Source organism: Pseudonocardia broussonetiae, from assembly GCF_013155125.1.
In the GTDB taxonomy this organism is placed as follows: Bacteria; Actinomycetota; Actinomycetes; order Mycobacteriales; family Pseudonocardiaceae; genus Pseudonocardia; species Pseudonocardia broussonetiae.
In genome coordinates this window covers 2,746,710-2,766,996 of the sequence record NZ_CP053564.1, presented here as the reverse complement: position 1 = coordinate 2,766,996, position 20,287 = coordinate 2,746,710, and the positions used below count along the sequence as shown (strand labels likewise).

Here is a 20,287-nt window from a genome sequence, read left to right as displayed (position 1 = left end):
CGCTACCTATGGATCAGGGTTTCCCCCGATGGGACCCGCGGATCCGGGGAGTAGGTTCCCTACCTGTGAAGCCCGATGCCGTCCGCGGCCACCTCGACGGCCTGATCCTCGCCGTCCTGGAGCGGGGGCCCCGGCACGGGTACGCCGTGATCGAGGCGCTGCAGGCGAGCAGCGGTGGCGCGCTCGACCTGCCGACCGGCACCGTCTACCCCGCCCTGCGCCGCCTGGAGCGCGCGGGCCGGCTGTCCGGCTCGTGGAGCACGGTCGGCGGGCGCGAGCGCCGCACCTACACCCTCACCCGCGCCGGCCGCCACGCGCTGGCGCTGCAGCGGGCGGAGTGGGACGAGTTCAGCCGGGTCGTCGGTGACGTGCTGGGGCGCGGACCGGAGGGGCGGGCGACGTGACCGGCCCCGGCCTCGATCCCGTCGACCTCCACGTCGCCGCACTCGCTCGACGGCTGCGCGGTCCGGCCCGGCTGCGCCGGAGCATGCTGGCCGAGACCCGGGCGGGGCTGCTCGACGCCGCCGCCGCACACCGGGACGCGGCCGTCGCGGTGGCCGAGTTCGGGTCCGTGGCCGAGATCGCCCCGGCCTACCAGGCCGAGCTGACCGCGGCGCAGAGCCGGCGCACCGCACTCCTGCTCGTGGCGCTGTTCCCCGCGATGGTCCTGGGCTGGGACCTGCTCTGGTCCTCCGGTGTCGCCTGGACGGGGCCCGCGCCGGCCGCCGTCCGACTGCTGGCCCGGGTGCAGGACCTCGTGAGCTGGGGGATCACGGCGCTGGCCGCGACGCTGCTGGTCCTGACGCTGCGCAGTCGGGCCGACGAACGGCGCCTCGCCCTGGCCGCCGGCGGGCTCGGGGCACTCGGCGCGGTCCTGTGCGGGGGCACGGCGGTGGCGATGAACCTCGCGAACCTCGACCGGACCGTCGACATGCTCGCCACCCACCCGGCGGCCCTGCTCGCGATCGTCCTCAGCGGGGTGGCCCTCGTGCTCGTGCTGGCCTCCACGACCCGGGCGCTGCGCCTGGGCGTCCGGGCGGATCACCGACCGGTCGGGCCGTCGGTCAGACGAACGACCGGACCGTGAGCTCCGGCAGCGCGGCGGCGAGCACGTCGAAGTCCCGGTCGCGGTGCACGAGTGCGGCCCCGGTCCGCACCGCCACCACGGCGATGAGGCAGTCGACCAGCTTGCGCACGGTGCCCCCGCGCGCCCGGACGGCGCGGTACACCACGGCCGCGTCCCGGTAGTCGAGAGCCGCGTCGACCGGGAGCAGCACCACGCCGTCGACCAGCTTCTCGATCTGGGCGAGGGAACGGTCGGAGTTCGCACCTGCCAGCAGTTCCACCACCACCGGCTCGGTGATCGCGACACTCCCCGGCTCCTCGCGCAGCAACCGGCGCACCTCGAGGTTCGCCGCCGACCCCGTCCGCCGCAGGAACTCGATCCAGGCCGAGGAGTCGACCAGGTTCACGACGCGTCGACGCCGTCCCCGTCGTGGATCCGCGATCCGCGCATCTCGTCGAGGTCACCGTCCCAGCCGATGCCTTCGAGGCCCTCGAAGAACTCCGGGGACAGCCGCGGGCCGACCAGCCGTCGCAGCGCCAGGTCGACCGCCTCCTTCTTGGTCCGCAGGCTGTGCCTCCGCATGACCTCGGCGATCAGCTCGTCATCGATGTCGATGTTGGTGCGGCCCATACACCAACGATACACCGATTCAGTGCGCCCTCAGGCCAGCTCCACGACGTCCCCGCTGCGCACGGAGCCGCCGACGGCCACCTCCGCGTAGGCCCCCGCGCACGGCAGCACGCCGAACCCGGTGACCTCGACGCGGTTCTGCTCCATCGGCCCCCGCACGGCGTGCGGGGCGCGGGGCAGGGTGCCGTGCTCCAGCGTGGGCACCGAGCACCGCGGGGTGGGCAGCGTCAGGTGCAGGCGCACGTCACCGACCACCAGGTCGCGGCCCAGCCAGGTGTTCTCGACGAACGGGGCCGTGCCCGGCGGCGTCGCGATCACCAGGTTGGGCCGGTAGCGCACGGCCTCGACGCCGAGGTGGTCGAGCGTGGCGGTGGTGACGAGGTGCAGCGGCGAGTGGTCGACGAACGACCCGCCGGGCGTGCCCTGCGCGATCTCCAGGGTGGGCGCCTCGACCTCGGCCTCGACGCCGTGCTCCAGCACCTCGAGGGGGTCGGGGCGCTCGACGCTCGCCCCGTCCGGCCGCTGCGCCACCAGGCGCACCGGCCGGCCGAGGAACGCCGACAGCTCCTCGTCGGCCGCGGGGCCGACGACCTTCCCGTCCGGGAGCGTGATCCGCACCCCGGCGCCCTCCGGCGCGGCCGAGCACTGCAGCAGCGAGCGCCACAGGCGCGGGTGCTTGGCCGTGGCCACCCGGCCGGTGCCGACGTCGACCAGCGCGAGCGCGCGGTCGCCGTCGGCCCCGCCGGGGCCCAGCTGCAGCTGCTCGACCTCGACGCCGAGCATGGACTTCACCGGGTAGCGCCGGAGCGCGTGGATCCGCACGGTCAGACGAGGCCCTTCTCGGTCAGCCACGTCTTCGCGATCTGGGCGTCGGTCTGGCTCTGCTCGCCGATGATGACGTTGAGGTTGAGCAGCTCCTCCTGGGTCAGCGCCGCGGAGACGCCGTTGAGGGCCTCCTCCACCTGCGGGGTGACCTTGGCGGCGTTGATCAGCGGCACGATGTTCTGCGCCGGGAAGTTGTTCTTGGGGTCCTCGAGCGTCACGAAGTCGTTGGCGGGGATGGCCGGGTCGGTCGTGAACAGGTCGGCGCCCTGGATGGTGCCGTCGGCCAGCGCGGCGACGGTCAGCGGGCCACCGGTGTCGAGCGGGGTGAAGCCCTTGAACTCGCAGCCGTAGTTGTTGCGCATGCCCTCGATGCCGTACGAGCGCTCCTGGAACTGCGTCGGCCCGCCGAACTGGATGGTCGGGCAGAGCGGCACGACGTCCTCGATCGAGGTGAGGTTGTTGGCCTCGGCGAAGGCGCGCGTGACGGTGAACGCGTCCTTGTTCTCCGCGGCGGCCTGCTCCAGCAGCGTCAGCTCGGGCGGCAGCGCCGACTGCAGCGCGGCGTAGACCTCCTCGGGCGAGGACTCGGTGGCCTCGGGCACGACGTAGCGCAGGAGGTTGCCGTTGTAGTCGGGGACGACGTCGATCGACCCGTCGAGCAGGGCCGGGTAGTAGGTCTCGCGCGAGCCGATGGCGAAGCGCCGCTCGACGGTGACGCCGTTGGCCTCCAGCGCCTGCGCGTAGATCTCACCGAGGAGCTGGTTCTCGGGGAACTGCTCGGAGCCCACGCGGATCACGTCGGCGGGCGCGGCGGCCTCGCCGCCACCGGCGAGGGGGTCGCCGCTCCCTCCGCCGCCGCCGCCGCAGGCGGCGAGCAGCAGCATGCCGGCCAGTCCGGCCGCGATCGTGGCACCCAGGCGAGTCGTCTTCACGGGGTCAGCTCCTAGCGAGTTCGGGTTCGGGGGTGGAGCGGGTCGGGGAGGGAGCGGGGGGAGCGGGCTCCGACGGCGGGGCCGCGGCGCGGCGACCGGCCGAGGCCGAGGTGCGCAGGCCGGGCGAGACCACCAGGCGCTGCACGCCGGCGAGCACGGCCTCCGCGGTGAGGGCGAGCGCGGCGATGAGGAGCGCGCCGGCCGCCATCTGCGTGTAGTCGCGGACGCCGAGGCCGTCGATCAGGTAGCGGCCGAGGCCGCCGACGCCGACCAGCGCCGCCACCGCTGCGGTGGCGATGACCTGCAGCGTCGCCGTGCGCAGCCCGCCGATGATGAGCGGGAGCGCGTTGGGGAGCTCGACCTTGGTGAGGATCTCGCGCTCGGTCATGCCCATGCCGCGGGCGGCGTCGACGGTGGCGCGGTCGACGTTGCGGACACCGGCGTAGGTGCCGCCCAGCAGCGGCGGGATGGCCAGCACGACCAGCGCGATCGTCACCGGCGTGAGGCTGACGCCGCCACCGAACGTGACGAGCAGCAGCACCACGCCGATCTCGGGCAGCGAGCGCATCCCGTTGGCCACGCCGACGACGGCGAAGCCGCCGCGCCCGGTGTGCCCGACGTACGCGCCGATCGGCACGGCGATCAGCACCGCGATGACCAGCGCGACGCCGCTGTACTGGATGTGCTCGAGGATCCGCGCGGGCACGCCGGTGGACCCGGTGAGGTTCGACGGGTCGGCGAACCAGGCGAGGACGTCGCTCACGAGGCCGCCCATCAGCGCGACGCCCCGGCGCCGACCCACGGGGTGGCGAGCTTGCCGACCAGCACGAGCAGCGAGTCGAAGATCAGCGCGATGACGAAGATGAGGACCGTCCCGACGAGGATGGAGGTGGACGAGCCGCGCAGGAAGCCGTCGGTGAGGAAGTAGCCCAGGCCGCCGATGCCGATCAGGGCGCCGACCGCGACGAGGCTGATGTTGGTGACGGTCGCGACCCGCAGCCCCGAGATCAGGACGGGCAGCGACAGCGGCAGCTCCACCTGCGCGAACCGCCGCGCGGGCTTGTAGCCCATCGCCGTGGCCGCGGCGACGACCATGCCCGGCACGGCGGCCAGCGCGTCGGCGACCGAGCGCACGAGCAGCGCCACGGTGTAGACCGACAGCGCGACGACGACGTTGAGCGGGTCGAGGATCTGCGTGCCGAGGATGCCGGGCAGCACGATGAACAGCACCAGCGACGGGATCGTGTAGAGCAGCCCTGCGGCCGGCACGAGCACCGCGCGCGCGGCGCGCGACCGGTTGGCCAGCCACCCCACCGGCACCGCGACGACGAGCCCGATCAGCACCGGGACCAGCGCCAGCACCAGGTGCTGCAGGATCGCCGGGCCGAGCCGGTCGGCGTTGGCCGGGATCCAGCTCCAGTCGATCACGGAACGATCCGGGCGCTCACGCCGCGTCCTCGTGCTTGCGCGCGGTGGCCAGCGCGGTGAGCACGTCGTCGGCGCGGACCGAGCCGACGACCGCACCCGTGGCGTCGACGGCCACCCCGAGCCCCGACGGGGAGGACAGGGCGGAGTCGAGCGCGCCGCGCAGCGAGTCGGCGGCGGTGTCGTAGAGCGAGCCGCCCGCCACGAGGTCGTCGGGCGTGGACGGCAGCGTCGCGCGGCCGTCGACCTGCACCCAGCCCAGCGGCTTGCGGGCGTCGTCGACGACGAGCGCCCAGCCGTCGCGCGCGGCGTCGCGGACCTGGTCGGCCCCCGCCCCCATCGTCACGGTCGGCAGGTCGCCGACGGGCAGCCCCTCGGCGGGCAGGAACCCGAGGCCGCGGTAGCCGCGGTCGCGGCCCACGAAGCCGTCGACGAAGTCGTCGGCGGGACGGGCGAGCAGGTGCCCCGGCTCGTCGTACTGGGCGAGGATGCCGCCGGTGCGGAACACCGCGACCTTGTCGCCGAGCTTCACGGCCTCGTCGATGTCGTGGGTGACGAAGACGATCGTCTTGCCCAGCTCCGCCTGCAGGCGCAGCAGCTCGTCCTGCAGGTTCTCCCGGACGACCGGGTCGACCGCGCTGAACGGCTCGTCCATCAGGAGGATCGGCGGGTCGGCCGCGAGCGCGCGGGCCACCCCGACGCGCTGCTGCTGGCCGCCCGAGAGCTGCGTCGGGTAGCGCTTGGCCATCTCCGGCGCGAGGCCGACGATCTCCATCAGCTCAGCCGCGCGCGTGCGGGCCTTCGCCTTGCTCCAGCCGAGCAGCATCGGCACGGTGGCGATGTTGTCGAGGATCGTGCGGTGCGGGAACAGACCGGCCTGCTGGATCACGTAGCCGATCCCCCGGCGCAGCTGCGCCGGGTCCCCCGACATGATGTCGGTGCCGTCGATCAGGATCGTGCCACCTGTCGGCTCGACCATGCGATTGATCATCCGCAGTGACGTGGTCTTGCCGCATCCGGACGGCCCCACGAACACCGTGATGCCGCCGTCGTCGACGGTGAGGTCGAGTGCGTCGACCGCCACCGTGCCGTCGGGGAATCGCTTGGTCACGCCCCGGAACTCGATCATCCGAGGGACCCCCTGTCCAGCGGGAACCGCTTGCCGGTCCCCGTGAGAGCAGAAGGCTAACCCGACCGGTCGTGACCCCGCGACCGTTGTGATGAGCCTGAGATTCTGCGGGCACCTCAGCCGGCGAGCGCCGCGGAGGCCGCCGGGGTGGCCAGCCGACCGCCCGCGAAGACCTCGCGCAGGCGCTCCGCGGGGAGCGGCCGGGAGAACAGCCAGCCCTGGTAGGCGTCCACGCCGATGCCCCGCAGCACGTGGAACTGCTCGGCGGTCTCGACGCCCTCGGCCACCGTCGAACGGCCCATCGCCCGGGCCATGTCGACGACCGCGCGCGCCACCGCGAAGGCTGCCGGGTCGTCCGCGACGCCCGTGACGAACGCGCGGTCGACCTTCACCGTCTGCGCCGGCAGGTCCTTGAGCCGGGCCAGCGACGAGTAGCCGGTGCCGAAGTCGTCGACGGCGAACCGCACGCCCCGGTCGACGAGCTCGGCCATCGCGGCGAGCGCGTGCGGCGGCAGCGCCACCAGGCTCGTCTCGACGAGCTCCAGCACGAGGTGGTCCCAGTCGAGCCCGGAGCCGGTGACGATCTCGTCGACGACGGTCAGGAAGTCGACGTCGCCGGGCAGCAGCCCCGCGAGGTTGACCGCCACCGACGGGCGGCGCCCGCGGTGCTCGGGCCACGACGCGGCCTCGGCGCAGGCGGTGCGCAGGACCCACAGGTCCAGCTCGCGCAGCAGCCCGCTGCGCTGCGCGACCGGCAGGAAGTCGTTCGGCGGGATCACCCCGCGCTCGGGGTGGTGCCAGCGCACGAGCGCCTCGGCGCTGGTGATCGTGCCGTCCGGGCCGACCACGGGCTGGTACTGCAGCACCAGCCCGGTGCCGGTGATCGCGGCACGCAGCTCTGCCTCGAGCGCGAGCGCCTGCGTGGCGGAACTGACGACTCCGTCGGTGGCCATGCCGATCCCTCCGCGGCACTGCCGCCGCTTGGCGTCCTGCATCGCGACCTCGGCGAACCGCAGCAGGTCCGCCGCCCGGACGTCGCCGAGAGGGACCGGCGTCGCCAGCCCCACCGACGCCGTCATCTGCACCGGCTGGCCGTGCACCGTGATCGTGGTGCGCAGCAGGTCGGAGACGAGGCGGGCGAGCTGGTCGGGCCCGCCCACCTCCGCGTGGTCGGCGCAGATGACGACGAACTCGTCGCCCGAGAGCCGCGCCGCCGTGCAGCCCACCGGCAGCTCGCGCTGCAGGCGCCCCGCCAGCGAGACCAGCAGGTCGTCGCCGACCTCGTGGCCCAGGGAGGAGTTGACGCGCGAGAAGTCGTCCAGGTCGCCGCAGACGACGGCGACGCGGTCGCGCGCCGGGCCGGCCAGCAGCGCGTCGACCAGCGACAGGCAGGCGGCGCGGTTGGGCAGGCGGGTCAGCTCGTCGACGGTGCCCGCGCTGCGCAGCAGCTCCGCGGCCCGGCGGCGCTCGCCGATGTCGGTGCAGGCCACCAGCCAGAACCAGCTGCCGTCGTCGGCCGTGGAGACCGACGCGCTGACCTCGCACCACACCGTCGTGCCGTCGGCGCGCAGCAGCGGGGCGGCGTCGACGCGGTAGCCGTGCCGGGCGCCGGGCGCCACGGGCCGCAGCCAGCCGGGCAGCGCCGCGCGGTCCGGGCCGAGCAGGTCGAGCGGGCCCTCGGCGGTGAGGTCGGCGGCCGAGACGCCGCGCAGCGCGTGCGGCGGGACGTCGAGCAGGGCGCACATGTTGGCGTTGGCGTCGATCACGACGCCGTTCGGGTCGATCATGGCGACGCCCGAGGGCACCATCTCCATGAGGTCGGCGAAGCGCCGCCCGGCGTGCCGGACGCGGTCCTGCGCCTGCCGCTGCTCGGACAGGTCGCGCACCACGCCGACCAGCCGGACCGGCACGCCGTCGGCGGAGGTCTCGACCTCGGCGCGGCAGCTCAGCAGCCGCTCGCCGGGCAGGCGCAGCTCGACGTGGTGGTCGGTGGCGGTGCCGCCGCCGCGCAGGCCGCGGCACAGCAGGGCGACCTGCTCGCCCTCCACCGGACCCTCGACGCCCTCCGGCTCGACGCCGGCCGACCGGTAGAGCTCCAGCAGCGTCTCGCTGCGGCGCAGCGTGGCCGTGGCCAGCTCGTAGCTCCAGGTGCCGACGCCCGCGAGGCGCTCCAGCTCGGCGACCCAGCGGCGGTCGACGCGCTGCTGCTCGGTGCCGCCGCCCTCGGGCAGCTCGACGAGCACGACGGCGCGCAGCTCGCGCCCGGGCAGCTCCCAGCGCACGACCCGCACCCGCACGAGCTCGCCGTCGGGCCGGACCAGCCGGGCGTCGGTGTCGGGGCCGACGACGAGCTGCGGGAGGCGCAGGCCGAACAGCCCCGCCTCGGCCTCGGCGGCGTTGTCCGCGGCGCCCGCCCGCCCGCCGACGCGCCCGGCCAGGCGCAGCAGCGGGGCGTTGACGCGGACGATCCGGTCGTCGCGGTCGCACACGAGCGCGGGGGCCGAGGGCAGCGAGACGATCTCCGGCCCGCCGACGACGCCCCCGCCGGGCAGCGGCCCGCCCAGGTCCGACGCGCCGCGGCCGGCGCCGAAGACCGCGGTGCGCAGCGCCGGGAGCGCCGGCGAGCCCTCGGGGTCGGTGCGCTCGTCGGGGTCCAGGTCGTGCAGGTCCGCCATCGACGTGCCGTTCTCCCCGCCCGGCGCGGGGATGGTGTCGGCGGCCCGGCGGCCGGGGCCCTCGGCGTCGGGGAGGCGGTGCGCCGCGACCCGCACGCCCGACTCGGGTGTGACGGGCGACGGCTCGGGGGTCTCGGCGACGGCGCGGCCGACGGCGCGGGCGAACAGCGCCCGGTCGGCCGGCACCGCGCCGCCGAGGACGGCCTGCCGCGCGCGGCGCAGCTCGGCCCGCGCGACGGCCTCACCGGCGGGCCGGTCTCCGAGCTCGTCCACGGGCACTCCCACCGTCACGCAATGTTGGTCACTCGTCACAACGACGCAGGGACGCACCCGATCCGGGTCTTTCTCCCGATCGGCCTACGCCGCCCCGAGTGAGTGATCATCAAAGCCTGCACGGAGAGTGACGACGAGTGACGCAGGAGCACGAACCCCCAGGCCCCGAGCCCAGTTGGAGGTCACTCCGAGTCAGGTCGGCTCAGGCGCCCACCTGCGCGGCCGCGGAGACCGCCTGCGACACGGCGGGCGCGACACGCGGGTCGAACGGGCTCGGGACGATCCGGTCGGGCGCCAGGTCGTCGAGCGCGACCGCCGCGATGGCGTCCGCGGCGGCCAGCTTCATCGCCTCGGTGATCCGCCGCGCGCCCGCGTCGAGCGCCCCGCGGAACACGCCGGGGAAGGCCAGCACGTTGTTGATCTGGTTCGGGAAGTCGCTGCGCCCGGTGGCGACGATCGAGGCGTAGCGGCGCGCGACGTCCGGGTGCACCTCGGGGTCCGGGTTGGACAGCGCGAACACGAACGCCTCGGGCGCCATGAGCGAGAGCAGCTCCTCGGGCAGGCGCGCGCTGGACAGGCCCACGAACACGTCGGCGCCCGCGAGCGCCTCGGCGGTGGCGCCCGACAGGCGACGCGGGTTGGTCACCTCGGCGAGCGCGGCCTTCTCCCCCGTGACGCCGGAGCGGCCGGGCAGCAGGATGCCGCGGGAGTCGAGGACGGTCACGTCCGTCGCGCCGGCGGCCAGCAGGATGCGCGCGCAGGCGACGCCCGCGGCCCCGGCGCCGGAGATGACGACGCGCAGGTCGCACAGCTCGCGGCGCTGCACGGTGCACGCACCGCGCAGGGCGGCGAGCAGCACGATCGCCGTGCCGTGCTGGTCGTCGTGCATGACGGGGCAGTCCAGCGCCTCGACCAGGCGCCGCTCCAGCTCGAAGCAGCGCGGCGCGGAGACGTCCTCGAGGTTGACCGCCCCGAAGCTCGGGCGCAGGCGGACGAGGGTCTCCACGATCTCGTCGACGTCGGTGGTGTCGAGCACGAGCGGGATGGAGTCGAGCCCGCCGAACGCCTTGAACAGCGCCGACTTGCCCTCCATCACCGGCAGCGACGCGCGCGGCCCGATGTCGCCGAGCCCGAGCACCGCCGTGCCGTCGCTGACGACCGCGACGAGCCGGCTCGTCCACGTGTAGCGGGAGACCAGCGAGGGGTCGGCGGCGATCGCGCGGCTGACGTCGGCCACCCCGGGGGTGTAGGCGATCGCCAGGTCGCGGGCGTCGTCGAGCGGGGTCGTCAGCCCGGTGGAGAGCTTGCCGCCCAGGTGCGCGGCGAAGACGTCCTCGCGGGTCGGGGCGGGGACGGACAGGGGTGTGGACACGGTGGACGAGCTCATGGGGGATGCACTGCTTCCGGTCGCGGGGCGCTGGATCGCCGTGCACCGGAGGGCGGGTGGCTGCCCTGTCGCGGTGCCGGACGGCCTCCCGCGGATCACGCGCTGCCGGGATGGAGCGGCGCGGAACGACGGGGTTCGGCTGTCGGGTACGCCGGGATCCTAACCCGTGGGACGCCCTCCGGCTGCGTCGTTCGCATCACGCCCCGCTGCGCCCGGCGCACTACGTTGGCCCCATGACCGGTCGGGTGCACCTGCTGCGACACGGTGAGACGGAGTGGTCGCTCTCGGGCAGGCACACCGGTCGCACCGACATCCCGCTCACCGAGCGCGGCCGCGAGCTCGCCGTCGCCGCGGGCGAGCTCGGCAGGCGGCTGCGCGACGGCGCCGCCCCCGCACTGGTGCTGAGCAGCCCGCGCAGCCGGGCGGTGGTCACGGCCGAGCTGGCCGGGCTCACCGTCGACCGCGTCGACGAGCGGCTCGGCGAGTGGGACTACGGCGACTGCGAGGGCCGCACGACGCCGCAGATCCGCGAGACCGTCCCCGGCTGGACGGTGTGGACCCACCCCTGCCCGAACGGCGAGACCCCCGAGGACGTCGGGGCCCGCGCCGACGCGGTGCTGGCGCAGGCCCGGGAGGCCGACGGCGACGTCGTCCTCGTCGGGCACGGCCACTTCTCGCGCGTGCTCATCGCGCGCTGGATCGGGCTGCCCGCCACCGAGGGCGTGCGGTTCACGATGGACGCCGCCGCCTGGTCGGTGCTGGGCGACGAGCGCGGCGTGCCGAGCCTGGTGCACGTCAACCTGCGGGCGGTGGCGTGACGGACGGCGGTGGCGTGACGGACGGCGGTGCCGTGACGGAGGGCGGTGTCGCGGCGGTCCGGCCGGTGGCGCCCGGCGACGTCGCGGCCGTCGTGGGGCTGGTGCACGAGCTGGCCGCGTACGAGCGCGAGCCCGACTCGTGCCTGCTCACCGCCGAGCAGCTCACCGCCGCGCTGTTCGGCCCGTCGCCCGCGCTGTTCGGGCACGTGGCCGAGGTCGACGGCCGGGTCGTGGGCTGCGCGCTGTGGTTCCTCAACTTCTCCACCTGGCGCGGCGTGCACGGCGTGTACCTGGAGGACCTCTACGTGCAGCCCGCGCACCGCGGCGCCGGCCTGGGCCGCGCCCTGCTCGCCACGCTGGCCGGGGTGTGCGCCGAGCGCGGCTACGGCCGGCTGGAGTGGTCGGTGCTGGACTGGAACGCCCCGTCCATCGCCTTCTACCGCGGGCTGGGGGCGTACCCGATGGACGGCTGGTCCACCTTCCGCCTCGACGGCGACGCCCTCACCGCCCTGGGGCGTCGGGCAGGTCCAGACCCATCGACCACCCGCGCGACCGCTCGCTGATCAGCAGCAGGAACGTGGCGACCACCAGCACGCCGGTGACGATCCCGAGCACGAGCTGGCGCGACGGGCCGATCAGGGAGTAGACGACGGGCAGCAGCAGCAGCTGCGTGACGATCGCGGGCGTGCGGGCCCAGCGGCGGCCGGCCACCAGCCCGGCCCCGACGGCCACCAGCGCCAGGCCGATCACCGCGAAGTAGGCCGACTCCCCCAGGACGAAGTCGACGGGCAGGTCGGCCGAGCCCGCGCGGAGCGCCAGCAGCACGGCGAAGACGACGGCGGCGAGCCCCTGCAGGGCCACCGACGCCCCCGCGATGCGCACCTGGGGGGGTGGACCGGCGGACACGGGGGGCTCTTCTGACCTCACGGCACCGAGGATAGGACCCCGACCGGGTGGTGACGTGCAGTTCCCGCCCGTACCCGGTGAGCGACGAGTCGTCGTGCGAAAGGCGCTTCTCGTCGCGTCGAGCGGTTCGGGTCACCCGATTCGGGGACCGTGACGGTCCATTCACCGATCACCGCTGACCGTCGAGCCGATAAGGGCTCGCACCTGGGCAAACGAGAGCGCACTGTAGGCACCGGACAGGCGAGGGACCCGCAGCCACCACGGTGTCGGCGACCACGCATGGTCCGTCGGGAACCGGGTAACCGCGACCCGATGGGCGGGCAGAGGTTCACGCCCTTCGTGACGGACGATGCGGAGCAGTAACCGAACGTGTCGGAACTCGTTGCGAAGAGTGGGTGGAAGCACTCACCGGGGTGGACCTTGACCCCTTGAAAGACGTACGCGCTCGTGAAACAATTCACAAGCGCGGAAACACCGTGACGGACGATCGGCGCGACCCCGATCGCGCAAGTACGAGGAGCAAAGCAATCATGGACTGGCGCCACCGCGCAATCTGCCGCGACGAGGACCCCGAGCTGTTCTTCCCCGTGGGGACGAGCGGGCCTGCGCTGCTCCAGATCGCCGAGGCCAAGACCGTATGCCGACGCTGCCCCGTGGTCACCGAGTGCCTGACGTGGGCGCTCGAGAGCGGCCAGGACGCGGGCGTCTGGGGCGGCATGAGCGAGGACGAGCGTCGGGCGCTGAAGCGCCGCAACGCGCGCACCCGCGCTCGCACGGCCTGAGCACGGCGAAGCTGATCAGAGCAGCAGCAGTATCCGTACCCGCACGACCGGTACGGACGGAAGTGGAAGTCTCCCCCACCGAGGGCCCGAAGCCGGACTGCACCCGGCAACGGGCCCTCGGTCGTTCCACCGGGCGCACGCGGGGGCTGCTCCGGGTGGGGAGTCGGCGGCCCGCCAGTGCGACCTGCGTGCCGTCAACCACAGTCCTAGGCTAACGCCCCCGTAACGAGAGCCTGATGAGGGCCTCCGTTCCGCCCCCGGCCCTGGCCCGCACCTGCAGCGCCGAGTCGAGCTCCGAGTCGAGCAGCGTGCGGACGATCTGCAGCCCCAGCCCGTCGGCGGTCTCGACGTCGAACCCCGGGGGCAGGCCCAGCCCGTCGTCGAGGACGCCCACGTCCAACGTGGACGCCGTGCGCCGCGCCGTGACCACGACCTCGCCGGCCCGCCCGGGCTCGAACGCGTGGGCGAGCGCGTTGTGCACGAGCTCGGTGAGCACCAGCACGAGCGGCGTCGCGAGCTCGGCGGGCAGCTCGCCGAAGCTGCCGTCGCGGCGCACCTTGGCGCGCGACTCGGCGGTGGCGCCGTCGCCGATGGCCGGCAGCACCTTGTCGACGAGCTCGTCGAGGTCGACGCGCTCGGCCACCGACGCCGAGAGCGTCTCGTGGACCAGCGCGATCGAGTCGACGCGCCGCACGCTCTCCGCCAGCGCCCGGCGGGCCTCCGGGATCGCCGTGCGGCGGGCCTGCAGGCGCAGCAGCGCGGCGACGGTCTGCAGGTTGTTCTTCACCCGGTGGTGGATCTCCCGGATGGTGGCGTCCTTGGACAGCAGCGCCATGTCGCGCCGGCGCAGGTCGGTGATGTCGCGGACGAGCACCAGCGCGCCCGCCGCGTCGCCGCGCGGGCGCAGCGGCAGCGCGCGCAGCAGCATGACGGCGCCGCGGGCCCGGATCTCCATGCGCAGCGAGTGCCGCCCGGCCAGCGCGGACTCGATGCGCCCGGCGACCTCGGCGGCGTCGAACGGATCGAGGACGAGCGCGCGGGTGGCGCGGTCGAGCGGCAGCCCGACGAGGTCGCTGGCGTGGCCCATCCGGTGGTAGGCCGAGAGCGCGTTGGGGCTGGCGTAGGCGACGAGGCCGTGGGCGTCGAGCCGGACCAGCCCGTCGCCCGCCCGCGGGCTCGTGTCGGCACCGGCGACGGTGGCCTTCGGCGGGAACGTGCCGTCGGCGACCATCTGGCACAGGTCCGACGCGCTGCCCAGGTAGGCGATCTCCAGCGGGCTGGGCACGCGCGGCATCGCGAGGTTGGTGTCGCGGGAGAGCACGGCGACGACCGCGCCACCGTGCCGCACCGGGATCGTCTCGGTGCGGACCGGCACCTCCAGGTGCCAGCGCGGGTCCTCGTCACGGCAGATCCGGCCCTCGACGACCGCCCGGCGCAGCTGCGGGGTCTCCGCGACCGGGACCCGGCGCGCCACCATGTCCTCGCCGTGCGCGGTGGGGGCGGTGGTGGGCCGGGCCTGGGCGACGCACAGGAAGTCGGTCTCGACCGGCACCCACAGCAGGAAGTCGGCGAACGACATGTCGGCGAGCAGCTGCCACTCCGCGACGACCCGCTGCAGGTGCTCGACGACGTCGCCGGCCAGCTGGGTGTGCTCGGCCAGCAGCTCGCTCAGGGTGGACACCGGAGGAAGTCAACCACGTGGGACGATGGGTCCAGTGACCACGACCGTGTGAGGGAGGGAACCATGTCGAAGCGCGCACGCAAGCGCCGCGACCGCAAGAAGGGCGGCGCGAACCACGGCAAGCGCCCCAACACCTGAGACGCGATCAGCCGCAGGACCGACGATGCCGGGGTCCCCGTGGGGGCCCCGGCATCGTCGTGCGTGCGGTGGTGGAGCTGCGGTGGTGGTGGAGCTCAGTACGAGCGGCGCTCGACGCGCGTGGTGCGGACCGTGGTGGTCGTGCCCTCGGGGCCCGACTCGACGGTGACCTCGGCCTGCTCCAGCACCGCGGTGCGGATCTGCTGGCGCAGCTTGTCCTTGAGGCCCGCGGGCGCCTGCTCGCCGCCGCACTTGGTGGCCAGCAGCCGCTTGAGCTTCTCGTCGAGCCCGTACTCCGCGAGGCAGGGCCCGCACTCGTCGAGGTGCTTGGACAGCAGTGCGCGGCGCTCGCCGTCGCACTCCTGGTCGAGGAACAGCCAGACCTCGGCGAGGACCTCGGAGCAGTCGGTCTCGTGGTGGTTGCCGCAGCTCACGACGTGACCTCCTGACCACGTGCGCCGTCGCGGAGGCCCTGTTCACCCCGGAGGAAGCCCCGCTCGCGGGCGGTCTCGGTGAGCATCTCGCGCAGCTGGCGCCGGCCCCGGTGCAGCCGCGACATCACGGTGCCGATCGGCGTGCCCATGATCTCGGCGATCTCCTTATAGGCGAACCCCTCGACGTCGGCGTAGTACACCGCCATCCGGAAGTCCTCCGGCAGCGCCTGGAGCGCGGCCTTCACGTCGTCGTCGGGCAGCCCGTCGAGCGCCTCGGCCTCGGCCGAGGGCAGTCCCTTCGACGTGTGCTCGCCCGCCTGCGCGATCTGCCAGTCGGTGATCTCGTCGGTCGGCGACTGCAGCGGCTGGCGCTGCTTCTTGCGGTAGCCGTTGATGTAGGTGTTCGTCAGGATCCGGTACAGCCACGCCTTGAGGTTGGTGCCGGCGCGGAACGTGCCGAAGGCGGAGTACGCCTTCAGGTAGGTCTCCTGGACGAGGTCCTCGGCGTCGGCCGGGTTGCGCGTCATCCGCAGGCCCGCCCCGTAGAGCTGGTCGATGAGCGGCATCGCGTCGCGCTCGAAGCGCGCCATGCGCTCCTCGGGGGTCTCCGCCTCCTGGTCGACCACCACGGGCTCGGGAGCCGCGTCGGTGACCGGGGCGGTGCGGTCGGACGTGCTGCCGGGCACCGTGCTCCTCTCGCGCCGGACCACGCGGGTCCCGGGGCCGGCCACCGGTGTGGTGGCCGTACGACGGGACGAGCCTACGCGCCTCGTCGCGGAGCGGCCCGGTGATACCGGGGGGGAGTCCATCAGTGCGTGCGTCACGGCTCGTACAACACCCGGCCCCCGCCGGGTGATTCCCGCGCCGCTAGCGTCGGCGCCATGGCAGGCAGGGGAACCCCCGCGACGGCACTGCTCGCGCGCGAGCGGGTGGCGCACGTGCTGCACTCCTACGAGCACGGCTCCGGGCAGGCGTACGGGCCCGAGGCCGCGCAGCTGCTCGGGCTGGACCCGGCGCGGGTGTTCAAGACGCTCGTCGCCGAGGTCGACGGGCGGCTCACCGTCGCCGTGGTGCCGGTCGCGGACTCCCTCGACCTCAAGGGGCTGGCCGCGGCCGTCGGCGGGAAGCGGGCGCGGATGGCCGACGTCGCCGACGCCGAGCGCGCCACCGGGTACGTCGCCGGCGGGATCTCGCCGCTCGGGCAGCGCAAGCGGCTGCCGACCGTCGTCGACTCCTCGGCGCAGGGGCTGGACACGATGTTCTGCAGCGCGGGGCGCCGCGGCCTGGAGGTCGAGCTGGCCCCGGCCGACCTGGCCCGCCTGGCCGGCGCAGTGTTCGCACCCATCGCGACGTAGGCCGGGCCGGGCCGGGGCCAGGCCGGGCCGGGGCCAGGCCGGGTTGGGCGAACGGCACGTTCGTCCGGTGGGGTCGTGCGGGAGTGCCGTTCGCGCAACCGCTCAGAACCGCGCCAGCCAGTCGGTGACGGCCGCGCGCAGCCGCGGGTGCCCGGCCTTCAGGCAGTGGTCCCCGGGCAGGACCACCACCTCGCGGCCCGGTGCGGGGTCGGGCACGCCGAACGGGTCGTTCGCGCCCTGCACCACCAGCACCGGGACGGTCGGCGCGGCGAGCTCGGCGAGCCGGTGCTTCTCCGGGGTCCGCGGCGGCGCGACGGGGAACGCCAGGCACAGCACGCCCACCGCTCCCCCGGCGCCGGCCGTGCGGCAGGCCACGCGGGCGCCGGAGCTGCGGCCGCCGAACAGCAGCGGCAGGTCGGCGCGCACGTGCTCGACCACCGCCAGCCACGCCGTGTCGAGCTGCCCCGCCGGGGCGGGGGCGCGGCGCCCGGCCACCCGGTAGGGCTGCTCCACGAGCACGACCGACACCCCGGCCGCCGTGGCCGCCGCGGTGGCCGACACCAGGTCGGGGGCACCGACGCCGCCGCCCGCGCCGTGCCCGAGCAGCAGCACCGCGCGCGGGTCGGCCGCGTCGTGGCGGGTGAGGCGGGCGGGCCCGTGCGGGGTGTCGACCTCGTCGGACGTCATGCGGGGACGGGCGTCATGCCGGGTTCGGACCCGCCAGCAGGTCGAGCTGCAGGGGCTCCGGGACGTCCTCGAACGGCTCCAGCAGCTCGGGCCCGTTGTTGCGGACGCTGTTGACCTTCGGCGACACCGGCCGCAGCTCCAGCGCGCCGACCAGCTCCTCGGACGGCGGGGCGAGCAGCGCGGCCACCGACGGGTCGTCGGCGCCCACGTCGGGGTCGAGCCAGGCGTCCCAGGCCGAGGCCGGCAGCAGCAGCGGCATCCGGTCGTGGACCTGGGCCAGCACGCCCACCGCGGACGTGGTGAGCACCGAGGCCGTGACGAGCCCGTCGGGGTAGGCGCCCTCGGGGTCGTCCTTGGGCTTCCAGTACTCCCAGATGCCGGCCATCGCGAGCGACGAGCCGTCGGCGTGGTGGGTGTAGTAGGGCTGTTTGTGGTCGGGACCGCGCTGCCACTCGTACCAGCCGTCGGCGGGCACCAGGCAGCGCCGCGCCTGCATCGCCCGCTTGAACGCGGGCTTCTCCGCGGCCGTCTCCGACCGGGCGTTGATCATGCGGGCGCCGCCCTTCGGGTCCTTGGCCCACGACGGCACGAGCCCCCAGCGCACCAGGCGCAGCGTGCGCTCGGTGGTGTCGGGGTCGGGCGTGCCGTCGGCGTCGCGCGGGTGGCGCTGCACGACCGCGACGATCTGCTTGGTGGGCGCGACGTTGTAGTCGGGCTGGGCCGCACCGTCCGTGGCGTCGACGGCGCGGAACTCGTCGGCGAGGTCGGTGGGGGCCTTGATCGAGGCGTAGCGACCGCACATGGGTCCATCGTGGCACCCCACCCCGACAGCCCGCCGACCGGAACGAATGGGGGATCATGGGCACCGTGAGCAGCCCCTGGACCGCCCCCGTCGCGACCGGCCCCGTCCGCGGCCGGGTCTCCGTGCCCGGCTCCAAGTCCGTGACGAACCGGGCCCTGCTGCTCGCCGCGCTCTCCGGTGGCGCCGCCTCGGTCTCCGGGGCCCCGGCCACCCGGGACACGGCGCTGATGGTCGGCGCGCTGCGGGCGCTGGGCGTCGGGGTCACCGTCGACGGCGAGCACGTCGCGTTCGCGCCGTCCGCGGGCCTGCACGGCGGCGAGGTCGACTGCGGGCTGGCCGGCACCGTCATGCGGTTCGTGCCGCCCGCCGCGGTCCTCGCCGATGGCCCGGTCCGCTTCGACGGCGACCCGCGCGCCCGCGAGCGCCCGATGGGCACCGTGCTCGGCGCGCTGCGGGCCCTGGGCGCCCGGGTCGACGGCGACGCGCTGCCGTTCACCGTCGTCGGCACCGGCGGGCTGACCGGCGGCGACGTCGTCGTCGACGCGTCGGCGTCGAGCCAGTTCGTGTCCGGGCTGCTGCTGTCGGCGGCGCGCTACGAGAAGGGCGTCACCGTCCACCACGACGGCAAGCCGGTGCCCTCGCTGCCGCACATCGAGATGACGGTGGAGATGCTGCGCACGGCGGGGGTCGGGGTCGACGACTCGTCGCCGAACACCTGGCACGTCGCCCCCGGTCCGATCGCCGCGCGCGACTGGGCGGTGGAGCCCGACCTCTCCAACGCCTCGGTCTTCCTCGCCGCGGCCGCGCTGACCGGCGGCTCGGTCACCGTCACCGGCTGGCCCGCGGGGTCCACGCAGCCCGGCGCCGAGATCCTGTCGGTGCTCGCGCAGGCCGGCTGCACCGTGGAGCCCGGTCCGGACGGGATGACGGTGCACGGTCCCGACCGGCTCCACGGCGTCGACGTCGACCTGCACGACGCCAGCGAGCTCACCCCCACCGTCGCCGCGATGGCCGCACTGGCCGCGGGTCCGTCGCGGATCCGGGGCGTCGCGCACATCCGCGGCCACGAGACCGACCGGCTCGCCGCGCTCGCGCACGAGATCACCGCGGTCGGCGGCGACGTCACCGAGACCGAGGACGGGCTGGAGATCCGCCCGGCGCCCCTGCACGGCGCGCCGTGGGGCGCCTACGCCGACCACCGGATGGCCACGGCGGGCGCGCTGGTCGGGCTCGTCGTGCCCGGCGTCGAGATCGACGACATCGGGTGCACGGACAAGACGATCCCCGACTTCCCCGGACGCTGGACGGCGCTGCTCGGGTGATCGGCGCATGAGCAAGCGGGAGTACGACGAGTCCGACGTCCGGATCCGCCCCGGGCGGCGCGGATCGCGGCCGCGTACCAAGCAGCGCCCCGACCACGCCGACGCCGAGGGCGCGATGGTCACCCTCGTCGACCGGGGCCGCTGGACCTGCGCCCCCGACGGCGACAGCTCCCGCCCGCCGGTCACCGCGATGCGCGCCCGCGAGCTCGGCCGCACACCGATCGTGGTCGGCGACCGGGTGGGGCTGGTCGGCGACCTCACCGGCGACCCCGACACGCTGGCCCGCATCGTGCGCGTCGACCCGCGCGCCACCGTGCTGCGGCGCACCGCCGAGGACGACGACCCCTACGAGCGGGTCGTCGTCGCCAACGCGCAGCAGCTCGTCATCGTCACCGCGGTGGCCGACCCGGTGCCGCGCACGGGGTTCGTCGACCGCTGCCTGGTCGCCGCCTACGCCGGGGGCCTGTCCCCCGTCCTGTGCCTGACGAAGGCCGACCTCGCCGACGCCGAGCCGTTCGCCGCCACCTACCGCGAGCTGGACTTCCCGGTCGTCGTGACCCGCCGCGACCAGCCTCCGACCGAGCTGGCCGCGCTGCTCGCCGGGAAGGTGTCGGCGCTGGTCGGGCACTCGGGCGTCGGCAAGTCGACGCTGGTCAACGCGCTCCTGCCGGGCGTCGACCGCGCCGTCGGGGTGGTGTCGGCCGTCGGCAAGGGGCGGCACACCACCGTCGCCGCGCTGGCGCTGCCGCTGCCCCGCACCGCCGACGGGCGCGACGGCTGGGTCGTCGACACGCCGGGCGTCCGGTCGTTCGGGCTGGCCCACGTCACCCCCGACGACGTGCCCGCCGCCTTCGAGGACCTGGCCGCCGCGATCGAGGACTGCCCCCGCGGCTGCGGGCACCTCGGGCCGCCCGCCGACCCCGAGTGCGCCCTCGACGCGCGGGTCGAGCAGGGCCTGCTGCGGCCCGGCCGGTTGGCTGCGCTCCGCCGGGTGCTCGTCGCTCTCCGGTAACGGTTCGC

24 protein-coding genes are annotated in these 20,287 nt (G+C 74.8%); 9 read left to right on the top strand and 15 right to left on the bottom strand.

The annotated features are described in order from the left end of the window. Positions 1–65: 65 nt before the first annotated feature. Positions 66–404 (top strand): PadR family transcriptional regulator, encoded by a 339-nt coding sequence (locus HOP40_RS13885; RefSeq protein WP_172158471.1) that lies wholly within the window; start codon positions 66–68, stop codon positions 402–404. Further along, positions 401–1,087 (top strand): hypothetical protein, encoded by a 687-nt coding sequence (locus tag HOP40_RS13880; RefSeq protein ID WP_172158469.1) that lies wholly within the window; start codon positions 401–403, stop codon positions 1,085–1,087. The genes HOP40_RS13885 and HOP40_RS13880 overlap by 4 nt, the downstream gene beginning before the upstream one ends. On the opposite strand, the gene vapC is transcribed toward HOP40_RS13880, so the two are convergent. The 9 genes from vapC to HOP40_RS13835 form a co-directional block, all read right to left on the bottom strand. Beyond that, on the bottom strand, positions 1,065–1,472 hold the full coding sequence (vapC, locus tag HOP40_RS13875) for a type II toxin-antitoxin system VapC family toxin (protein ID WP_172158468.1): 408 nt from the start codon (positions 1,470–1,472) through the stop codon (positions 1,065–1,067). The two genes, HOP40_RS13880 and vapC, sit on opposite strands and share 23 nt — an antisense overlap. Further along, positions 1,469–1,696 (bottom strand): type II toxin-antitoxin system VapB family antitoxin, encoded by a 228-nt coding sequence (locus HOP40_RS13870; protein WP_205347191.1) that lies wholly within the window; start codon positions 1,694–1,696, stop codon positions 1,469–1,471. Before HOP40_RS13870 ends, vapC begins: the two co-directional genes overlap by 4 nt. A 30-nt stretch (positions 1,697–1,726) precedes the next feature. After that, complete coding sequence (locus tag HOP40_RS13865) at positions 1,727–2,518, bottom strand: MOSC domain-containing protein (RefSeq protein WP_205347190.1); 792 nt, start codon at positions 2,516–2,518, stop codon at positions 1,727–1,729. 2 nt (positions 2,519–2,520) lie between these two features. Then, the gene (locus HOP40_RS13860) at positions 2,521–3,453 is read right to left on the bottom strand and encodes an ABC transporter substrate-binding protein (protein WP_240157663.1); all 933 of its coding nucleotides are present in this window, start codon (positions 3,451–3,453) and stop codon (positions 2,521–2,523) included. A 4-nt stretch (positions 3,454–3,457) separates the two neighbouring features. Continuing rightward, positions 3,458–4,255, bottom strand: coding sequence for an ABC transporter permease (locus HOP40_RS13855; RefSeq protein WP_240157662.1), 798 nt, complete (start codon positions 4,253–4,255; stop codon positions 3,458–3,460). Next, on the bottom strand, positions 4,228–4,881 hold the full coding sequence (locus tag HOP40_RS13850; RefSeq protein WP_172158466.1) for an ABC transporter permease: 654 nt from the start codon (positions 4,879–4,881) through the stop codon (positions 4,228–4,230). The genes HOP40_RS13855 and HOP40_RS13850 overlap by 28 nt, the downstream gene beginning before the upstream one ends. Positions 4,882–4,897: 16 nt before the next feature. Then, positions 4,898–6,007, bottom strand: a complete 1,110-nt coding sequence (locus HOP40_RS13845; protein WP_172158465.1) for an ABC transporter ATP-binding protein — start codon at positions 6,005–6,007, stop codon at positions 4,898–4,900. A 116-nt stretch (positions 6,008–6,123) separates the two neighbouring features. Continuing rightward, positions 6,124–8,955: a putative bifunctional diguanylate cyclase/phosphodiesterase gene (locus HOP40_RS13840; protein WP_240157661.1), complete on the bottom strand. Its 2,832-nt coding sequence runs from the start codon at positions 8,953–8,955 to the stop codon at positions 6,124–6,126. 202 nt (positions 8,956–9,157) lie between these two features. Beyond that, positions 9,158–10,342: an NAD(P)-dependent malic enzyme gene (locus HOP40_RS13835; protein ID WP_172158453.1), complete on the bottom strand. Its 1,185-nt coding sequence runs from the start codon at positions 10,340–10,342 to the stop codon at positions 9,158–9,160. Between the two features lie 233 nt (positions 10,343–10,575). On the opposite strand from HOP40_RS13835, the gene HOP40_RS13830 reads away from it, so the two are divergent. Then, entirely contained in the window at positions 10,576–11,160 is a 585-nt protein-coding gene (locus HOP40_RS13830; protein ID WP_172158450.1) for an acid phosphatase, read from the top strand. A gap of 14 nt (positions 11,161–11,174) precedes the next feature. Continuing rightward, positions 11,175–11,723 carry a GNAT family N-acetyltransferase gene (locus HOP40_RS13825; RefSeq protein WP_420821803.1) on the top strand — a complete coding sequence of 183 codons (549 nt, stop codon included), beginning with the start codon at positions 11,175–11,177 and terminating at the stop codon, positions 11,721–11,723. On the opposite strand, the gene HOP40_RS13820 is transcribed toward HOP40_RS13825, so the two are convergent. Then, entirely contained in the window at positions 11,662–12,066 is a 405-nt protein-coding gene (locus tag HOP40_RS13820) for a hypothetical protein (RefSeq protein ID WP_240157660.1), read from the bottom strand. The two genes, HOP40_RS13825 and HOP40_RS13820, sit on opposite strands and share 62 nt — an antisense overlap. Before the next feature lie 530 nt (positions 12,067–12,596). Here HOP40_RS13820 and HOP40_RS13815 point away from each other — a divergent pair. Then, positions 12,597–12,848: a WhiB family transcriptional regulator gene (locus tag HOP40_RS13815; RefSeq protein ID WP_075950692.1), complete on the top strand. Its 252-nt coding sequence runs from the start codon at positions 12,597–12,599 to the stop codon at positions 12,846–12,848. Positions 12,849–13,059: 211 nt separating this feature from the next. On the opposite strand, the gene HOP40_RS13810 is transcribed toward HOP40_RS13815, so the two are convergent. Next, on the bottom strand, positions 13,060–14,529 hold the full coding sequence (locus tag HOP40_RS13810) for a sensor histidine kinase (protein ID WP_172158446.1): 1,470 nt from the start codon (positions 14,527–14,529) through the stop codon (positions 13,060–13,062). Between the two features lie 63 nt (positions 14,530–14,592). On the opposite strand from HOP40_RS13810, the gene HOP40_RS36790 reads away from it, so the two are divergent. Beyond that, positions 14,593–14,667, top strand: coding sequence for a 50S ribosomal protein bL37 (locus HOP40_RS36790; protein ID WP_370467464.1), 75 nt, complete (start codon positions 14,593–14,595; stop codon positions 14,665–14,667). 95 nt (positions 14,668–14,762) lie between these two features. On the opposite strand, the gene rsrA is transcribed toward HOP40_RS36790, so the two are convergent. Then, positions 14,763–15,101, bottom strand: a complete 339-nt coding sequence (rsrA, locus tag HOP40_RS13805) for a mycothiol system anti-sigma-R factor (RefSeq protein ID WP_172158443.1) — start codon at positions 15,099–15,101, stop codon at positions 14,763–14,765. Then, complete coding sequence (locus tag HOP40_RS13800; protein WP_205347189.1) at positions 15,098–15,787, bottom strand: sigma-70 family RNA polymerase sigma factor; 690 nt, start codon at positions 15,785–15,787, stop codon at positions 15,098–15,100. The genes rsrA and HOP40_RS13800 overlap by 4 nt, the downstream gene beginning before the upstream one ends. Positions 15,788–15,982: 195 nt before the next feature. Between HOP40_RS13800 and ybaK the strand changes: the two genes are divergently transcribed. Further along, the gene (ybaK, locus tag HOP40_RS13795) at positions 15,983–16,456 is read left to right on the top strand and encodes a Cys-tRNA(Pro) deacylase (RefSeq protein WP_172158440.1); all 474 of its coding nucleotides are present in this window, start codon (positions 15,983–15,985) and stop codon (positions 16,454–16,456) included. A gap of 102 nt (positions 16,457–16,558) precedes the next feature. Here ybaK and HOP40_RS13790 read toward each other — a convergent pair whose 3' ends face one another. Together HOP40_RS13790 and HOP40_RS13785 are read right to left on the bottom strand one after the other, a co-directional pair. Beyond that, positions 16,559–17,143, bottom strand: coding sequence for an alpha/beta hydrolase family protein (locus HOP40_RS13790; protein ID WP_172158434.1), 585 nt, complete (start codon positions 17,141–17,143; stop codon positions 16,559–16,561). 13 nt (positions 17,144–17,156) lie between these two features. Next, complete coding sequence (locus tag HOP40_RS13785) at positions 17,157–17,945, bottom strand: SOS response-associated peptidase (protein ID WP_172158433.1); 789 nt, start codon at positions 17,943–17,945, stop codon at positions 17,157–17,159. A 65-nt stretch (positions 17,946–18,010) separates the two neighbouring features. Here HOP40_RS13785 and aroA point away from each other — a divergent pair, with 65 nt between their 5' ends. Both aroA and rsgA read left to right on the top strand, forming a co-directional pair. Continuing rightward, on the top strand, positions 18,011–19,267 hold the full coding sequence (gene aroA, locus HOP40_RS13780) for a 3-phosphoshikimate 1-carboxyvinyltransferase (RefSeq protein ID WP_205347188.1): 1,257 nt from the start codon (positions 18,011–18,013) through the stop codon (positions 19,265–19,267). 7 nt (positions 19,268–19,274) lie between these two features. Next, entirely contained in the window at positions 19,275–20,279 is a 1,005-nt protein-coding gene (rsgA, locus tag HOP40_RS13775; RefSeq protein WP_172158430.1) for a ribosome small subunit-dependent GTPase A, read from the top strand. Positions 20,280–20,287: the final 8 nt, after the last annotated feature.